Annotated in this window: 14 protein-coding genes; 6 read left to right on the forward strand and 8 right to left on the reverse strand. The window is 72.0% G+C overall.

Annotated features, from left to right (window positions below; all coding sequences use genetic code 11):
- Positions 1-468: 468 nt before the first annotated feature.
- From ACFVT2_RS38380 to ACFVT2_RS38395, 4 genes are all read right to left on the reverse strand, one after another.
- Positions 469-1,980, reverse strand: coding sequence for a GntP family permease (locus ACFVT2_RS38380; protein ID WP_390025844.1), 1,512 nt, complete (start codon positions 1,978-1,980; stop codon positions 469-471).
- A gap of 142 nt (positions 1,981-2,122) precedes the next feature.
- Positions 2,123-2,533, reverse strand: coding sequence for a RidA family protein (locus ACFVT2_RS38385; protein WP_390025846.1), 411 nt, complete (start codon positions 2,531-2,533; stop codon positions 2,123-2,125).
- A gap of 20 nt (positions 2,534-2,553) precedes the next feature.
- Positions 2,554-3,321 (reverse strand): IclR family transcriptional regulator, encoded by a 768-nt coding sequence (locus ACFVT2_RS38390; protein WP_390025848.1) that lies wholly within the window; start codon positions 3,319-3,321, stop codon positions 2,554-2,556.
- A gap of 73 nt (positions 3,322-3,394) precedes the next feature.
- Complete coding sequence (locus ACFVT2_RS38395; RefSeq protein WP_390025850.1) at positions 3,395-4,666, reverse strand: sugar kinase; 1,272 nt, start codon at positions 4,664-4,666, stop codon at positions 3,395-3,397.
- Positions 4,667-4,937: 271 nt separating this feature from the next.
- Between ACFVT2_RS38395 and ACFVT2_RS38400 the strand changes: the two genes are divergently transcribed.
- The 4 genes from ACFVT2_RS38400 (at position 4,938) to ACFVT2_RS38415 (ending at position 9,906) form a co-directional block, all read left to right on the forward strand.
- Complete coding sequence (locus tag ACFVT2_RS38400) at positions 4,938-6,227, forward strand: amino acid deaminase (RefSeq protein WP_390025852.1); 1,290 nt, start codon at positions 4,938-4,940, stop codon at positions 6,225-6,227.
- A 174-nt stretch (positions 6,228-6,401) separates the two neighbouring features.
- The gene (locus tag ACFVT2_RS38405; RefSeq protein WP_390025854.1) at positions 6,402-8,036 is read left to right on the forward strand and encodes an amidohydrolase family protein; all 1,635 of its coding nucleotides are present in this window, start codon (positions 6,402-6,404) and stop codon (positions 8,034-8,036) included.
- A 154-nt stretch (positions 8,037-8,190) separates the two neighbouring features.
- Positions 8,191-9,402, forward strand: a complete 1,212-nt coding sequence (locus ACFVT2_RS38410; protein WP_390025856.1) for a pyridoxal phosphate-dependent aminotransferase — start codon at positions 8,191-8,193, stop codon at positions 9,400-9,402.
- 84 nt (positions 9,403-9,486) lie between these two features.
- Positions 9,487-9,906: a hypothetical protein gene (locus ACFVT2_RS38415; RefSeq protein ID WP_390025858.1), complete on the forward strand. Its 420-nt coding sequence runs from the start codon at positions 9,487-9,489 to the stop codon at positions 9,904-9,906.
- A gap of 163 nt (positions 9,907-10,069) precedes the next feature.
- Here the strand turns inward: ACFVT2_RS38415 and ACFVT2_RS38420 are convergent, their stop codons facing one another.
- A complete protein-coding gene (locus ACFVT2_RS38420; RefSeq protein WP_390025860.1) occupies positions 10,070-11,899 on the reverse strand; it encodes a phosphoenolpyruvate carboxykinase (GTP) in 1,830 nt (609 codons plus the stop codon).
- A gap of 238 nt (positions 11,900-12,137) precedes the next feature.
- On the opposite strand from ACFVT2_RS38420, the gene ACFVT2_RS38425 reads away from it, so the two are divergent.
- Entirely contained in the window at positions 12,138-12,878 is a 741-nt protein-coding gene (locus ACFVT2_RS38425; RefSeq protein WP_390025862.1) for a hemolysin III family protein, read from the forward strand.
- On the opposite strand, the gene ACFVT2_RS38430 is transcribed toward ACFVT2_RS38425, so the two are convergent.
- Positions 12,852-13,103, reverse strand: coding sequence for a hypothetical protein (locus tag ACFVT2_RS38430; RefSeq protein WP_390025864.1), 252 nt, complete (start codon positions 13,101-13,103; stop codon positions 12,852-12,854). The genes ACFVT2_RS38425 and ACFVT2_RS38430 overlap by 27 nt on opposite strands.
- Positions 13,104-13,233: 130 nt before the next feature.
- Between ACFVT2_RS38430 and ACFVT2_RS38435 the strand changes: the two genes are divergently transcribed.
- Positions 13,234-13,860 carry a TetR/AcrR family transcriptional regulator gene (locus tag ACFVT2_RS38435; RefSeq protein ID WP_390025866.1) on the forward strand — a complete coding sequence of 209 codons (627 nt, stop codon included), beginning with the start codon at positions 13,234-13,236 and terminating at the stop codon, positions 13,858-13,860.
- Here ACFVT2_RS38435 and ACFVT2_RS38440 read toward each other — a convergent pair.
- Both ACFVT2_RS38440 and ACFVT2_RS38445 read right to left on the reverse strand, forming a co-directional pair.
- Positions 13,850-14,290, reverse strand: a complete 441-nt coding sequence (locus ACFVT2_RS38440) for a MerR family transcriptional regulator (RefSeq protein WP_390025868.1) — start codon at positions 14,288-14,290, stop codon at positions 13,850-13,852. The two genes, ACFVT2_RS38435 and ACFVT2_RS38440, sit on opposite strands and share 11 nt — an antisense overlap.
- 32 nt (positions 14,291-14,322) lie before the next feature.
- On the reverse strand, positions 14,323-15,687 hold the full coding sequence (locus ACFVT2_RS38445) for an amidase (protein WP_390025870.1): 1,365 nt from the start codon (positions 15,685-15,687) through the stop codon (positions 14,323-14,325).
- Positions 15,688-15,746 lie beyond the last annotated feature (59 nt).

The raw sequence follows: 15,746 nt of genomic DNA on the forward strand, positions 1-15,746 counted from the left end.
TGAGGTACTTGAGACGGTCACGCACAGCAACGCCCGACGGCCCTATCGCCACGAACGGCACCTCGATCGGGCGGATCTGCTTCTGCTTCGAGCCAACCAAGACCAACACCCCCCTTCCCTGAGGCACTTGACAGATTCTGTTGAAGAACCCGCAGATCAGAATATGCAACTACATATCAAGACGGCGATCGGAACCGAGAAAACTCACCCATGTGACCTTGAGGACACTCGTGCACACTCAATGTCGAGCAGTTCCCTACCCCATAACGACCCTTCGACCACCTCGACTTGACGCGGACCGCAGGTGCCGGTCGATAGGCGAGGAAGGGCCGTACGGCAAGGCCAAGTGAGCTGCGAAGCCCGGTCATTGCGCCGATCCACGCACCATGTGCGGGGCAATGCGGCGGTGTCCCGGAACACCACCTCGTGTTCCGGGACACCGCCGCCGGTGAAGCACACCGCGTATTCCTAGACGAGCAGGCTCACCACCGCCGCCATCGCGAATCCGGCGAGCGAGAGCACCGATTCCAGGACCGTCCAGGACTTCAGCGTGTCGCGCTCGGAGATCCCGAAGTACTTGCTGACCATCCAGAATCCGCCGTCGTTCACATGCGAGGCGAAGATCGAACCGGCCGAGATCGCCATGATGACCAGCGCCAGATGCGCCTGGGAGAGCCCCTGCGCCTCGACCAGCGGCAGCACGATCCCGGCGGTGGTCACGATCGCCACCGTCGCCGAACCCTGGGCCACCCGCAGGACCAGCGAGAGCAGGTAGGCCAGCACGATCACCGGCAGGCCGACGTGGTGGAAGGTGTCCGACAGCGCGGTGGCCACCCCGCTGCCCTTGAGGACCGCACCGAAGATCCCGCCCGCGCCGACGACCAGCAGGATGTTGCCGACCGGCTTGAGGGACGAGGTGGAGACCGTCTCCAGGGACTTGCGGGACCAGCCGCGCCGCACGCCCAACAGGTAGTACGCCAGCAGCAGGGCGAGGGTCAGGGCGACGAACGGGTGGCCGAAGAACTCGACGACCGAGCGGCCGCTGGAGGGGGGCAACGCGATGGAGGAGAAGGTCGCCAGCAGGATCAGCACCAGCGGGGTGCCGATGATGGCGAGGACGGTGCCCAGCGCGACCGGCCGCTCCCGCGGAGTGTCTCCCCCAAGCTCTCCGACAAGCTCCGAGCAGGGGGGACCCCCACTCGTCACCTGCTCGGCGGCGACCGCGGCCCGGGCCTCCTCCGCGGCCTCCGCCATGTCCTGCGGGACGGGCACGAACAGCCGCTTGCCGATCCAGGCGGCGTAGCCCCAGGCCGCCAGCACCGCGGGCACCCCGCACACCACGCCCATCAGGATGACCCAGCCCAGGTCGACCTTGAACAGGCCGGCCGCGGCCACCGGTCCGGGGTGCGGCGGCAGGAACGCGTGCGTCATCGACAGCCCGGCCAGCAGCGGCATGGCGTACAGCACGATCGACTTGCCGCTCTTCTTGGCGGCGGCGTAGACGAGCGGCGCCAGGACGAAGATGCCGACGTCGAAGAAGACCGGGATGCCGAAGATCAGGCCGGTCAGGCCCATCGCCAGCGGGGCGCGCCGCTCGCCGAAGAGGGCCAGCAGCCGGGCGCTCAACACCTCTGCGCCGCCGGAGACTTCGAGGATCGCGCCGAGCATGGTGCCCAGGCCGATGATGATCGCGACGTGGCCGAGGATCCCGCCCATCCCGGTCTCGATCATGGAGACCGCGTCGGACTTCTGGACCGTGCCGAAGAGTTCGGTGACGGAGAGGCCGGCGGCCAGGCCGACCGCGATGGAGACGCCGAGCAGGGCGACGAAGGGCTGCAACCTGACCTTCATGATCAGGAAGAGCAGCAGGGCGATGCCGAGGGCGGCGACGGTCAGGAGGCCGGGCGTGCCCGGTATCAGGGCCAGCAGTCCACCGGTGTGCGGTGGTGGCGGGGCAGGGGTCGCGGCAGCGAGGACCATGGGTGACTCCGTTGTCAGGCCGGGTGTGTCCAGGCAGGGGGGACCGCGGCACGGCACCCCGGTCGTACGGGGTGCCGTGCCGTGCGGCGAACGGTGCGCGCGGCGGTGCGCTAACGGCGGGCGGTGCAAGGGGGGTGATGCCTCAGCTCAGGACGGCGAGCGCGTCGATCTCGATGAGCAGGCCCTTGGGCAGACCCACGTAGACGGTGGTCCGGGCGGCCGGGGCCGCCGTCAGGCCCTGCTCCTCGAAGTAGGCGTTGTAGATCTCGTTCATCTCGGCGAAGTGGTCCACGTCCGTGAGGTAGACGCGCATCATCATCACGTCGTCCCAGGTCGCGCCGCCCTCTTCGAGGATGGCCCGGACGTTGGCGAAGGTCTGGAGGGTCTGCTCGCGCAGCGTCGGACCGGCCGGCGTCGGGGCCTGGCCCTCGACGGCCGGCAGGAAGCCGACCTGGCCGGCGACCTGGAGGAGGTTGCCCTTCTTGACGCCGTGCGAGAACTTCGCGGGCGGGGTGGTGTGGGTGGCCGGGGTGAGGGCGATCTTCTCGCTCATGTGTGTCCTTCAGACGTGCTTCACGGGACCGGCTTGTGGCCGGGGCTTGTGGTGCCGGAGTACTCCCGGCTGACGGCGTCGGCGGTGCGGCGCACCAGCGGGAGCAGGGCGAGGAGTTCCTCGGCGCTGACGACGACGTTCGGTGCGGAGACCGACATGGCGGCCGCCACCCGTCCGTCCGCGCCGCGGATCGGGGCGCCGATGCAGTTGATGGACTCCTCGTGGCCACCGAGGTCGGTGGCCCACCCCTGTTCGCGCACCTTGGCCAGCTCGGCCAGGAAGGCCGCGGCGTCGGGCGTCGAACGGGACGTGTAGCGGGGGTAGTCGAGCTTGTCCGCGAGGGCGCGGCGCTCGGCCTCGGGCAGGTCGGCCAGGAGCAGCTTGGCGACCGCGGCGACGGTGATCGCCACCGGCTTGCCGATCCGGGAGTACATCCGGACCGGATAGCGGCTCTCGACCTTGTCGATGTAGAGGACCTCGTTCTCCTCGTAGACGGCGAGGTGGACGGTGTGGCCGCACTTCTCGTTGAGTTCGACGAGGTGGGGGTGGGCGATCTCGCGGACGTCGAGGTTCTCCACGGCCTCCTGGGCGAGGGCGAAGAGCCGGGCCCCGAGGCGGTAGCGCTGGTCGGGCTGGCGGTAGACGAGGCCGTGCTCGTGGAGGGTGCGCAGCAGCCGCAGTGCGGTGGACTTGTGCACGCCGAGCCGGTCGGCGACCTGTCCGAGGTCGGCGGGTCCCTCGGCGAGCAGCGGCAGGATGCTCAGCGCCCGGTCGACGGTCTGGCTCATGCGCGTGCCCCGCTCCGCTCGGCCCGGCCTGCGCCGGGGGCGCACCTGTCGATGGTCTTCTCGCTGCGCTCGTTCACTGCGTGCGTACCTCCTGGTCCGGGGCCTCCCTGGCGTCCGTCCAGCCGGGGCCGAGGTGCAGTGTCCCCCAGGCGTCGTCGTCGAGCGCGGCAAGGCGGTCGGCCAGGGCCCGGGCGGGCGGCGCGGCGAGGTCGCCGGGGACGGTGAGGGCGGCGGCGGCCCACAGGTGGCCGTGCCGGACCCGGGTGCGCAGCGGCAGGGCGCGCAGGGCGGCGGAGAGGAATCCGGCGGCGAAGGCGTCGCCGGCGCCGATCGCGGCGACCACGTCGACGGTGGGGGCGGGTACGAGGGTGCCGGCGGGCTCCTCGTCGCGGCCGGGAGTGCCCGGGGCGTGTCGGAAGACCAGCGCCCCGGCCTCGCCGAGCTTGACGACCAGGGTCTCCGGCTCGGGCAGCGCCGCGCGGACCGCCCGGGGGTCGGGCAGGCCCCAGGCGGCCAGGGCCTCGTCGGCGCCGACGAACACCACGTCGGCGGTGCGGGCCAGGTCGAGGAGGATCTGCGGGCCCTGCGCGCCGGACCAGAGGTGCGGCCGGTAGTTGACGTCGAAGGAGATCAGCGGGCGGGCGGGGGCGGCCGGGGTGTCGTGGTCGACTGCCGGACGAGCTGTGTCGGCGAGCAGCGCCGGCCGTGAGGGGATTGGGGTCTCCCCTGCTCGAACAGAGTTGAGAGCTTGGGGAAGGCTGGGCGACGGGCGGGCACTGTCGGCGCGCAGCGCCGGCCATGAGGGGCGGGGGTCGGGCGACGGGTGGGCCATGAGGGTGCGCAGCAGGCCGAGGCAGTCCGCGGAGAGCGCGGCAGTGATCCCGGAGAGGTGGAGCACCCGGCCGGCGCGGAGGGCGGCCAGGTCCATGGTGGCCGCGGCCATCGCGGAGGCGGCCGAGCCGGCGCGGTAGTAGGCGACTTCGTGGGCGTCGGTGGCCCGGTCGCCCGCGGTGCGGAAGTAGATGCCGGTGGGGCGGGCGGGGTCCCGGTGGACCGCGCGGGTGTCGACGCCGTACCCGGCGATCTCCCGGACGAGGTGGTCGCCGAAGCCGTCGGCGCCGACCCGGGAGATCCAGCGGGTGGGGTGACCGGCACGGGCGAGGGCACAGGCGACGTTGGACTCCGCGCCGCCGATGGCGCGCTCGAAGGCCGGGACGTCGGCGAGTGGCCCGGGGGCGGTGGGAAGGAAGGTGACCATGGACTCGCCGAGGCAGACGACATCGACGTCCGGGGCGGCGCCGGCCGCCGGGACGGGGGTGTCGCTGACGTTCGAGGACCTGGTCACGATCGGTTGCGCTCCTTCGCTGTGCCGCCGATGGGGGTGCCCTGCTCGGAGCCCTCCGGAGAGCTCGGGGCGGGGTTCGCCATGCCGCGGGTTCGGGCCGTTTCCCGGTCGGTGCGGGGCCGGATCGTCCGTTCGCCCGCGGCGTGCTGCGCACGGTCGGTCCCGACGTCTGCCCACCATTGACCGGGCGATGGCTCGGATGTTAGACAGCAGTAAGCGATATGCGCAATGGGTGTTGCAGAGGATGCAACACACTCTTCGAGGAGGCTCCATGGCCGGCGAGCGGCTCGCGCAGGAACTCAAGAACCTCGCGGACGACAAGGTCGATCACCGCTTCAAGGCGCTCCCCCCGGACGCCGCCGGACTCACCGTCGGGGAGCTGGCCGCCGAGCGCCGCAACCTCTTCACCGACGGCTTCACCACCCCCGTCCTGGCCCTCTCCGCCGAGTCGGTCGAGCACAACCTCGCCCTCTTGGAGACCTACACCGCCCGGCACGGCCTGGCCTTCGCCCCCCACGGCAAGACCTCCATGGCCCCCCAGCTCTTCGCCCGCCAGCTGGCGCACGGCGCCTGGGGAATCACCGCGGCCGTCCCCCACCAGGCCCGCGTCTACCGCGACTTCGGCATCCAGCGGATCTTCCTGGCCAACGAGGTCGTCGACGCCGCCGCGCTGCACTGGCTGGCCGGCGAACTCGCCGCCGATCCGGACTTCCGCTTCGTCTGCTACGTCGACTCGGTGCGCGGCATCGAGCTGATGGACGCCGCCCTGCGCGCCGCCGAGGCCACCCGCCCGGTGGACGTGGTCATCGAACTGGGCGCCGGCGAAGGGGCCCGCACCGGGGCCCGCACCGAGGCCGAGTGCCGCGAACTGGCCGATGTGATCGCGGGCGTGGACACCCTCCGCCTGGTCGGCGTGGCCGGCTACGAGGGCGAGGTCCCCGACGCCGACCACGAGCGGGTCACCGCGTGGCTGCGCCGGCTGGTCGCGCTGGCCGCCGACCTCGACGCCGCCGGCCGCTTCACCGACCTCGACGAGATCGTGGTCAGCGCCGGCGGCAGCGCGTGGTTCGACGCGGTCGCCGAGGTCTTCGCGGTGCTCCCCGAGCTCTCCGCGCCGGTCCTGAAACTGCTGCGTTCGGGCGCGTACGTCTCGCACGACGACGGGCACTACCGCCACCTCACCCCCTTCAACCGCGTACCGGACGAGGGGGCGCTGGAGCCGGCCTTCCGGCTCTGGGCGCAGGTCGTCTCCCGGCCCACCCCCGAGCAGGCGTTCCTCAACGCCGGCAAGCGGGACGCCGCGTACGACCTCGACCTGCCGCAGGCGCAGGCCGTGCGCTCCGGCCGGGACGGCACCCTGCGCCCGGCGGCCGACCTCACCGTCACCGGCCTGTCCGACCAGCACGCCTGGGTGCGGACCGAGCACGCCGGGGACCTGGAGGTCGGCGACTGGGTGGCCCTGGGTCTGTCGCACCCCTGCACCTCCTTCGACAAATGGCAGTTGATCCCGCTGGTCGAGCGGGACGGCACGGTCGTCGATTTCATCCGCACGTTCTTCTGATACCCGCGGGGGGTGCGCCGACCGCCTCGGAGCACCCCCGACATCCCCCTGATCCGACCCTGACCCGACCCCGATCGACCGGCCCCGGACGGCTCAAGAACGCCCGAGCGGACCCGCGCCAAGCCGAGCCAAGCCCGAGAACGCCCGAGAACGCCCGAGAAAGGCAGCCCGCCCATGGACACCGTGCTCCGCGACGTACGCGTCATCGACGGGTCCGGCGGCCCCTCCTACCGCGCCGACGTCGCCCTGGCCGGCGGCCGGATCGCCGCCATCCACCAGGAGTCGGCCGGCGGCCCCCGCCCGTCCGCCGCCCGCACCGTGGACGCCGCCGGCCTCGCCCTCGCCCCCGGCTTCATCGACATGCACGCGCACAGCGACCTGGCGCTGCTACGGGACCCCGCGCACACCGCGAAGGCCGCCCAGGGCGTCACCCTCGAAGTCCTCGGCCAGGACGGCCTGTCCTACGCCCCGGTCGACGACCGCACGCTCACCGCGGTCCGTGCCCAGATCACCGGCTGGAACGGCGGGGGCCCCGACGACTCCTCCCTCGCCTTCACCTGGCGCACCGTCGGCGAGTACCTCGACCGCCTGGACCACGGCTTCGACGGCGAGGGCATCGCGGTCAACGCCGCCTACCTCGTCCCCCAGGGCACCGTCCGGATGCTCGCCGTCGGCTGGGACGACCGCCGGGCCACCGACGCCGAACTGGACCGGATGCGGCAGCTGGTCGCCGCGGGCCTGGAGCAGGGCGCGGTGGGCCTCTCCTCCGGCCTCACCTACACCCCGGGCATGTACGCCTCAGACGCCGAACTGACCGAACTGTGCCGGGTGGTGGCCCGCTACGACGGCTACTACTGCCCGCACCACCGCTCCTACGGCGCCGGCGCCCTGGCCGCGTACGAGGAGATGATCACCCTCACCCGCGAGGCCGGCTGCGCACTGCACCTCGCCCACGCCACCATGAACTTCGGCGTCAACGAGGGCCGGGCGCCCGAACTCCTGGCCCTCCTGGACGAGGCCCTGGACGGCGGCGCCGACCTCACCCTGGACACCTATCCGTACACCCCCGGCTGCACCACGCTCGTGGCGATGCTGCCCAGTTGGGCCAGCGAGGGCGGCCCGGAGGCGATCCTGGCGCGGCTGGCCGACGACACCACCGCGGCGGCCGTCCGGCACGCCCTGGAGGTCGAGGGGTCGGACGGCTGCCACGGCGTCCCCATCGACTGGGACACCGTCGAGATCTCCGGCGTCACCGACCCCGAACTGGCCGGCTGGGTCGGCGCGACCCTCGCCCGCGGCGCCGCCGAGCGCGGCGTGGAGCCTTGGGACGCCGCCCGCCACCTGCTGCGCGCCGACCGGCTGGGCCCGACGATCCTCCAGCACGTCGGCCACGAGGACAACGTCCGGCAGATCATGCGGCACCGGGTCCACACCGGCGGCAGCGACGGCATCCTCCAGGGCGCCAAACCGCATCCGCGGGCGTACGGCACCTTCCCCCAGTACCTCGGCAGGTACGTCCGCGAGCTGGGCGTACTGTCCCTGGAGGAGTGCGTGGCGCACCTGACGTCGCGCCCGGCCGCCCGACTGCGGCTGCCCGACCGCGGTCTGGTCCGTGAGGGGTACCGCGCCGACCTGGTCCTCTTCGACCCGGAGACGGTCGCCGCCGGCTCCACCTTCGACGCCCCGCGCACCCTGCCCACCGGCATCCCGCACGTCCTGATCGACGGCCGCTTCGTCATCGAGGACGGCCGCCGCACCGACGTCCTGGCGGGCCGCGCGATCCGGCGCACCCCGGGCCGGCACGGTTAGCCCGGCGTACGGGCCCGAACAGGACCATCGGCGGCCCCGCAACGAAATCAGCACGTAATGCCGGTCACACCGGGTGAACGATTCCGCGCCATCCGTCGACTGCGTGGCGAAAACCACCCGGCGGGCAGCGCTACGCGCCCGTAGAGTGGCCGTCATGCAGGTGATCCAGTCAACGAAGCTCGCCAATGTCTGCTACGAAATCCGCGGCCCGGTACTTGAGGAGGCCATGCGGCTGGAGACGGAGGGTCACCGCATCCTGAAGCTGAACACCGGGAATCCGGCGGCGTTCGGCTTCGACTGCCCGCCCGAGATCCTGGAGGACGTCCTCCGCTCGGTCGGCACCGCGCACGGCTACGGCGATGCCAAGGGCCTGCTCTCGGCCCGCCGCGCGGTGGTGCAGCACTACGAGACCAAGGGCATCGAGCTCTCCGTCGACGACGTCTACCTGGGCAACGGCGTCTCCGAGCTGATCCAGATGTCGATGCAGGCGCTGCTGGACGACGGCGACGAGGTGCTGGTCCCGGCCCCGGACTACCCGCTGTGGACGGCGTCGGTCTCGCTCTCCGGCGGAACCGCGGTCCACTACCGCTGCGACGAGCAGGCCGACTGGATGCCGGACCTCGCCGACATCGAGCGCAAGATCACCGACCGCACCAAGGCCATCGTCGTCATCAACCCCAACAACCCCACGGGCGCGGTCTATGACGAGGAACTGCTGCGCGGAATCGCCGAGCTCGCCCGCCGGCACAACCTGATCGTCTGCGCCGACGAGATCTACGACAAGATCCTCTACGACGGCGTCACCCACACCCCGTTCGCCGCGCTCGCCCCGGACCTGCTGACGCTGACCTTCAACGGCCTGTCCAAGGCGTACCGGGTCGCCGGCTACCGCAGCGGCTGGCTGGCGGTCTGCGGCCCGAAGGCACACGCCAGCTCGTACATCGAGGGCCTCACGATCCTGGCGAACATGCGGCTGTGCGCCAACATGCCGGCGCAGCACGCGGTCGCCACCGCCCTCGGCGGCCGGCAGTCGATCAACGACCTGGTGCTGCCCGGCGGTCGCCTGCTGGAGCAGCGCGACACCGCCTACGAGCTGCTGACCCGGATACCGGGCGTCAGCTGCGTCAAGCCGAAGGGCGCGCTCTACGCCTTCCCGCGGCTGGACCCCAAGGTGTACAAGATCAAGGACGACCGGCAGATGGTGCTGGAGCTGCTGCGCGCCGAGAAGATCATGATCGTCCACGGCACCGGCTTCAACTGGCCCGAGCCGGATCACTTCCGCCTGGTCACGCTGCCGAACAAGGACACGCTGACGGACGCCGTCACCCGCATCGGCGGCTTCCTCGACGGTTACGGACAGTACTGACCCGAAGCGACCTCTATACGGATCACAACTTTAGACAGAGTCTAAGCTAGGATGGCCTCCTAGACGTTTTCAGGAGGCCGTCCCATGTACGAACCGATCCGCACCAAGTCGGTCCACAGCATGGCCGTCGCCCCGGGGATCCCGCACCGCTCCCGCGAGGAGGAGCTGGACATCCGGCTCGCCGGGCAGCTGACCGCCCTGCTCACCGTCACCGACGAGCTGCACGCCCTGACCGGGTGCGGCGCCGAGCGCGCCGCCCTCGCCTCGGCGGCCGACCGCATCGCCACCGAGGTCGCCCGGCTGAGCGGCCACCACCCGCTGCGCGCCGAACCCACCGACGGCGGCGACCCGGCCCGGATACCGGCCCTCCAGCAGCGCGCCCACACCCTCGCCGGGAACGCCCTGGCCGTCGCCACCTCGCGGGACGACGCCGGCGCCATCGCACTGGCCGAGGAGCGGCTGGCCGCCCACGATGCCAACGGCATGGACCTCGCCACCGCCTGACCGCCACCGCCCGGCGCTCGCGCCCCGGTGACGACCGCCCGACACCCCCGAAAACGCCGACAGCGGACCGCACAACGCCCGCCCGGGGCCCCGCACGCAAGTGGTGCGGGGCCCCGGGCGGGCGTGACACAGGCCGGGCGGTGCGCCGCCCGGCGTGCGAGGACTAGCCGAGCCGCTGCACCAGCGCGCGGTACTCGTCCCACAGCTCCTTCGGCGTGTGGTCGCCGAAGGTGTTCAGGTGCTCGGGGACCAGCGCCGCCTCCTCGCGCCAGACCTCCTTGTCGACGGTGAGCAGGAAGTCCAGGTCCTTCTCGGAGAGTTCGAGGCCCTCGGTGTCCAGCGCACCCTTGGTGGGCAGCACGCCGATCGGGGTCTCGACGCCCTCGGCCGTGCCCGCCAGCCGCTCGACGATCCACTTGAGCACCCGGCTGTTCTCGCCGAAGCCCGGCCACACGAAGCGGCCCGCGTCGTCCTTGCGGAACCAGTTGACGTAGTAGATCTTCGGCAGCTTCGCCTGGCCTCCTCCCCGCGCGGCGTCCTGCCCCACCTTGATCCAGTGCCCCATGTAGTCGCCCATGTTGTAGCCGCAGAACGGCAGCATGGCGAACGGGTCGCGGCGCAGCTCACCGACCTTGCCCTCGGCGGCGGCGGTCTTCTCGGACGCCACGTTGGCGCCGAGGAAGACACCGTGCTGCCAGCTCAGCGACTCGGTGACCAGCGGCACCGCGCTGGCCCGGCGACCGCCGAAGAGGATGGCCGAGATCGGCACGCCCTTGGGGTCCTCCCACTCGGGCGCGATGGTCGGGCACTGGGCGGCGGGCACGGTGAAGCGGGCGTTGGGGTGCGCGGCCGGGACACCGGACGCGGGCGTCCAGTCGTTGCCCTTCCAGTCCGTCAGGTGGGCCGGGGTCTCCTCGGTCATGCCCTCCCACCACACGTCGCCGTCGTCGGTGAGGGCGACGTTGGTGAAGACGGAGTTGCCCCAGAGGGTCTTCATGGCGTTGGCGTTGGTGTGCTCACCGGTGCCGGGCGCGACGCCGAAGAATCCGGCCTCGGGGTTGATCGCGTAGAGCTGGCCGTCCTCGCCGAAGCGCATCCAGGCGATGTCGTCACCGATGGTCTCGACGGTCCAGCCCGGGATCGTCGGCTCCAGCATGGCCAGGTTGGTCTTGCCGCAGGCGCTCGGGAACGCCGCGGCGACGTACTTGGCCTCGCCCTGCGGCGGGGTCAGCTTGAGGACGAGCATGTGCTCGGCCAGCCAGCCCTCGTCGCGGGCCATGACGGAGGCGATCCGCAGCGCGTAGCACTTCTTGCCGAGCAGGGCGTTGCCGCCGTAGCCCGAGCCGTACGACCAGATTTCGCGGGACTCCGGGAAGTGCGAGATGTACTTGGTGGAGTTGCACGGCCACGGCACGTCCTGCTCGCCCTCGGCCAGCGGCGCGCCGAGGGTGTGCACGGCCTTGACGAAGAAGCCGTCCTTGCCGAGCTCGTCGAGGACCGCCTGGCCCATCCGCGTCATGGTGCGCATCGACACGGCGACGTAGGCGGAGTCGGTGATCTCCACACCGATCGCGGAGAGGGGGGAGCCGAGCGGGCCCATGCAGAACGGGACGACGTACATCGTCCGGCCCTTCATCGCGCCGCGGAAGACGCCCTTCTCACCAGCGAAGATCTCCCGCATCTCGGCGGGGTCCTTCCAGTGGTTGGTCGGGCCGGCGTCCTCTTCCTTCTCCGAACAGATGAAGGTGCGGTCCTCGACACGCGCCACGTCCGTCGGGTCGGAGGCGGCGTAGTACGAGTTGGGGCGCTTGATCGGGTCGAGCTTCTTGAAGGTGCCCTTCTCGACGAGCTCTTCGCACAGCCGCTCGTACTCCGACTCCGAGCCGTCGCACCAGACGACCCGGTCAGGCTGGGTGATCGCCGCTATCTCGTCGACCCAGTCGAGCAGGGCCTGGTGCCGGGTCGGGGTGGGAGCCGCGTTGTCGCGCGCCACGATCGCTCCTAGATGAGGGGTTTGGCCGGCTTCCCGTGCATAAGTCAAGGAAACCGCTGCTTTTACTTATCTGCCCCTTGGGGGCTGCGACCCGGATGCTTCGTGACCGCTCATCCGGTGCCGACCGCACTCATTTGATCATCCGACCCTGATTCGGTTCTGTCCAGGGGGCACCGTGGTGACCGTCACCACTTCCGGACGAATCCGTAACTTACGGTTGCGTAGGTAGCATTGCGCCATGACTTCCGCGCCTGACGCCGCCGAGAGCCGCCCCCCTGCCGCGCCGTCCGGGACCGATACCGGGTCCACGGCCGAAGCGGTCGCGCCGGCCGCCGCGACCGTGCCGCTCAAGCCGAAACTGCGTGGCTGGCTGCACGCCGGAATGTTCCCCGCCGTCCTGCTCTCCGGCATCATGCTGACCGCGCTCGCCGACAGCCCCCGCGGCCGCCTGGCCTGCGCGATCTACACGGTCAGCGCCTGCCTGCTGTTCGGCGTCAGCGCCCTCTACCACCGCGGCAATTGGGGCCCGCGGATGGACGGAGCGCTGCGCCGGCTCGACCACGCCAACATCTTCCTGATCATCGCCGGCACCTACACCCCGCTGACGCTGCTGCTGGTCCCGGGCACCCGCGGGCAGGTGCTGCTCTGGGCGGTCTGGGCCGCCGCCCTGGCGGGCATCGCCTTCCGGGTCTTCTGGGTCGGCGCCCCACGCTGGCTCTACACCCCCTGCTACATCGCGATGGGCTGGGCCGCCGTCTTCTTCCTGCCCGACTTCCTGCACACCGGCGGCATCGCCGTCCTCGTCCTCGTCATCGTCGGCGGGCTGCTCTACAGCGCGGGCGGCGTGATCTACGGCATCAAGCGCCCCAACCCGTCACCGCGGTGGTTCGGCTTCCATGAGGTCTTCCACTCCTTCACCCTGGCGGCCTTCGTCGTGCACTACGTGGGCATCTCACTCGTCGCGTATACGCATTCCTGAGGCGGGTCGGACCCGGGCGGCCGGCCCTCCGGGTCTCCCGGCCGGCCTCCCGGCCACCTCCGGGCGCCACCGCGGTCGTGGCCGGGAGGCCACGGCCACGTGCCACGCCAGGGCCGCCAGCCCGGCCAGCACCAGGGCCGTGACCAGCAGGCCACCACCCAGCAGGAAGCCGCCCACGCACAGCGCGGCGGCGAGCACGGCATACACATGAATCGCGGGTCGCATCACGAGCCCCCCTCCGGACGTCACTGACAGTAATCATGCCCGCTTCGCAGCGTGACACACCCCACCGGCAATCAGAGCTCCGTCAAGGCGTCATGCGTCGGCCACAGAAGGGCCGGGGACAATGAGCCGCATGGCCTCCGCATGCACCTCCGCCACCGCGTCACCCGGTCAGTCGAAGCCCGGGCTGCGCGAGCGGAAGAAGATCAAAACCCGGCAGGCGATCCGCCGGGCCGCCTTCCGACTCTTCGCGGCGCAGGGTTACGACGCGACCCCGACCGAGCGGATCGCCGAGGCCGCGGAGGTCTCCCCCAGTACGGTCTTCCGCTACTTCCCCGCCAAGGAAGACATCGTGCTCACCGACGAGTACAACGCCCTGCTGGCGGACGGGATCCGGGCCCGTCCGGCCGGCGAGCCGTTCGCCGAGACCCTGCGGCACGTCACGGTCGGGATCATGCGCGACATCAGCGCGACCGACCGCGACGAACTCGTCCAGCGCATCCGGCTGATCCGCGACATACCCGCTGTCCGGGGCCGCACCGCGGAGCTCACCGCCCGGCACATCGACACCATCAGCACCGCACTGGCCGAGCGCACCGGCCGCCCGGCGGACGACCTGGGGATCCGGGTGATCAGCGCGGCGGCCCTGGCCGCCCTCCAGGAGGCGATGCTGCGTTGGGCCGAGGAGAGCCGGGAGGCGAGCCCGGAAGAGTTGATCCACCGGTCGATGGACGTCCTGGCCGGCGGACTCACGCTCTGAGCGAGCGGCCCTCCGCATCCGGACCGCTTCGCCCCGGACCACCCGGCCGGCCACCGGGCTCCCCCAGGCGCGCGGCCAGTCGCGCCCGCAGCCGGGACAACCGCGCGATGTGGCCGTCCAGTTCGGCCAGTCGGCGCCGGGCCACCGCCTCGGCGGCCGCGCAGCGCTCCGAGCCCGGATCCGTCCCGATCAGGTCCGGTATACCCGCCGGCGGCAGGGTGTGCAGGAGGTGCGCGAAGGCCCGGACGTCGCCGACGGTCAGCCCCGCCTCGCGCAGTTCGCGGACGGCCCGCAGCCGGCGGACGTCCTCCGCGTCGTACTCCCGGTGGCCCGACGGCATCCGCCGGGCCGTCACCAGCCCTTGCTGCTCGTAGTAGCGCAGCGCCCGCGGCGTCAGCCCGGCCGCGGCCGCCGCGTCCCCGATACGCATCCGCCGCCCCCTCGGTCCCCCGTGATGACGCGCTAGGCCGACCGGGCCCAGCGCCCGCCCGTCGGTCCGCCGGGCGCCCCGGTCGTCCCGTTCAGCACGCACTCGATGTCGACCGCCCAGGCCAGCAGTTCCTCGTCGGCGCCGGGCCGGCCCACCAACTGGAGCCCCAGCGGCAACCCGTTGGCGGCCCGGCCGGCGGGCAGGCTCAGCGACGGCAGCCCGGCGTTGCTCCACGGCAGGCACATGATCGAGCTGCCCGTGGTGGTGAGGCCGGCGGGCGCCGGCCCGGTGGCCGCCGGGGCGATCCACAGGTCGATCCCGGCGTCCGCCCCGTCCGCCGCGAGCCGTTCCCGGAAGGCGGTACGGCGCTCCCGGGCGGCCTGGTAGGCGGCGTCCCCGATCGGCTGACCCTGGCGGATGGCGGCCGTGGTCTGCTCCCGGTAGAGGACGCCGTGGCGCGCGAACCACTCGGTGTGGGCGCGTGCGACCTCGTAGCGGTTCATGGTGAAGAGCTGCTCGACGATCTGCGCGAAGTCGGCCATCACGGGCACCTCGCGGACCTCGTAGCCGGCCGCCGCCAGCGCCTCCCGCTGGGCCGCGAAGGCGCGCAGCGCCTCCTCGTCGGCCCGCTCCAGATAGGGGCCGGCCGGTACGCCCAGCACCGGCGGCCGGCCCGGCCCGTCGCCGTCCGCGGTCCGCCAGCCGTCGCAGAGCACCGGCGCGGCCAGCGCGATCCCCGCCAGCTCCGTCGCGTAGCACCCCAGGGTGTCGAAGCTGCTCGCGTTCGGGATCACCCCGTCGAGCGGGATCCGCCCGTAGGTCGGCTTGAAACCGACCACTCCGCAGTAGGCGGCGGGCCGGATCATCGAGCCGACGGTCTGCGTTCCGATGGCCAGCGGGATCATCCCGGCGGCGACCGCGGCCGCCGAGCCGCTGCTCGAACCCCCGGGCGAATGCGCCGGGTTGTGCGGATTACGGGTCGGCCCCGGGGCCGTCACCGCGAACTCCGCGGTCACCGTCTTGCCCGCGATCAGCGCCCCCGCGGCACGCAGCCGGTCCACGACGGCCGCCTGCGCGCCGGTCAGCTCCTCGGGCGGCAGTGCCGAACCCGCCCGGGTGGGCAGCCCGTTGACGTGCACGATGTCCTTGATCCCGACCGGGATGCCGTACAGCGCGGGGCGCCCGGCGGGTCCCGGTGGGCCGGCCGCGGCCAGCTCCCGGGCCGCCGCCGACAACCGGTCACGGCGCCCCGGCTCCGGCACGAAGGCGTGGATCCGGGGGTCCACGGCGTCGATGCGGTCGCAGGTGCGGCGCACCGCGTCGAGGGGGTCGTCCACACCGGACCGCAGCGCCGCGGCCTCCTGGACGAGCGAGCGGTACCCAAGCAAGGTCGTCACCCTTGCAGGCTACCTCCGGATCGAAAACCCCCCGGAGGAATGACATCGCCCGGTACCGC

Source organism: Streptomyces sp. NPDC058000, assembly GCF_042886435.1.
Classification (GTDB): Bacteria; Actinomycetota; Actinomycetes; order Streptomycetales; family Streptomycetaceae; genus Streptomyces.

Excerpts from the sequence above, each read along its gene's own strand:
- ACFVT2_RS38380 (WP_390025844.1), bottom strand. The coding sequence starts at position 1,980 with ATGGTCCTCGCTGCCGCGACCCCTGCCCCGCCACCACCGCACACCGGT.
- ACFVT2_RS38385 (WP_390025846.1), bottom strand. The coding sequence starts at position 2,533 with ATGAGCGAGAAGATCGCCCTCACCCCGGCCACCCACACCACCCCGCCC.
- ACFVT2_RS38390 (WP_390025848.1), bottom strand. The coding sequence starts at position 3,321 with ATGAGCCAGACCGTCGACCGGGCGCTGAGCATCCTGCCGCTGCTCGCC.
- ACFVT2_RS38400 (WP_390025852.1), top strand. The coding sequence starts at position 4,938 with ATGGCCGGCGAGCGGCTCGCGCAGGAACTCAAGAACCTCGCGGACGAC.
- ACFVT2_RS38405 (WP_390025854.1), top strand. The coding sequence starts at position 6,402 with ATGGACACCGTGCTCCGCGACGTACGCGTCATCGACGGGTCCGGCGGC.
- ACFVT2_RS38410 (WP_390025856.1), top strand. The coding sequence starts at position 8,191 with ATGCAGGTGATCCAGTCAACGAAGCTCGCCAATGTCTGCTACGAAATC.
- ACFVT2_RS38415 (WP_390025858.1), top strand. The coding sequence starts at position 9,487 with ATGTACGAACCGATCCGCACCAAGTCGGTCCACAGCATGGCCGTCGCC.
- ACFVT2_RS38425 (WP_390025862.1), top strand. The coding sequence starts at position 12,138 with ATGACTTCCGCGCCTGACGCCGCCGAGAGCCGCCCCCCTGCCGCGCCG.
- ACFVT2_RS38430 (WP_390025864.1), bottom strand. The coding sequence starts at position 13,103 with ATGCGACCCGCGATTCATGTGTATGCCGTGCTCGCCGCCGCGCTGTGC.
- ACFVT2_RS38435 (WP_390025866.1), top strand. The coding sequence starts at position 13,234 with ATGGCCTCCGCATGCACCTCCGCCACCGCGTCACCCGGTCAGTCGAAG.
- ACFVT2_RS38440 (WP_390025868.1), bottom strand. The coding sequence starts at position 14,290 with ATGCGTATCGGGGACGCGGCGGCCGCGGCCGGGCTGACGCCGCGGGCG.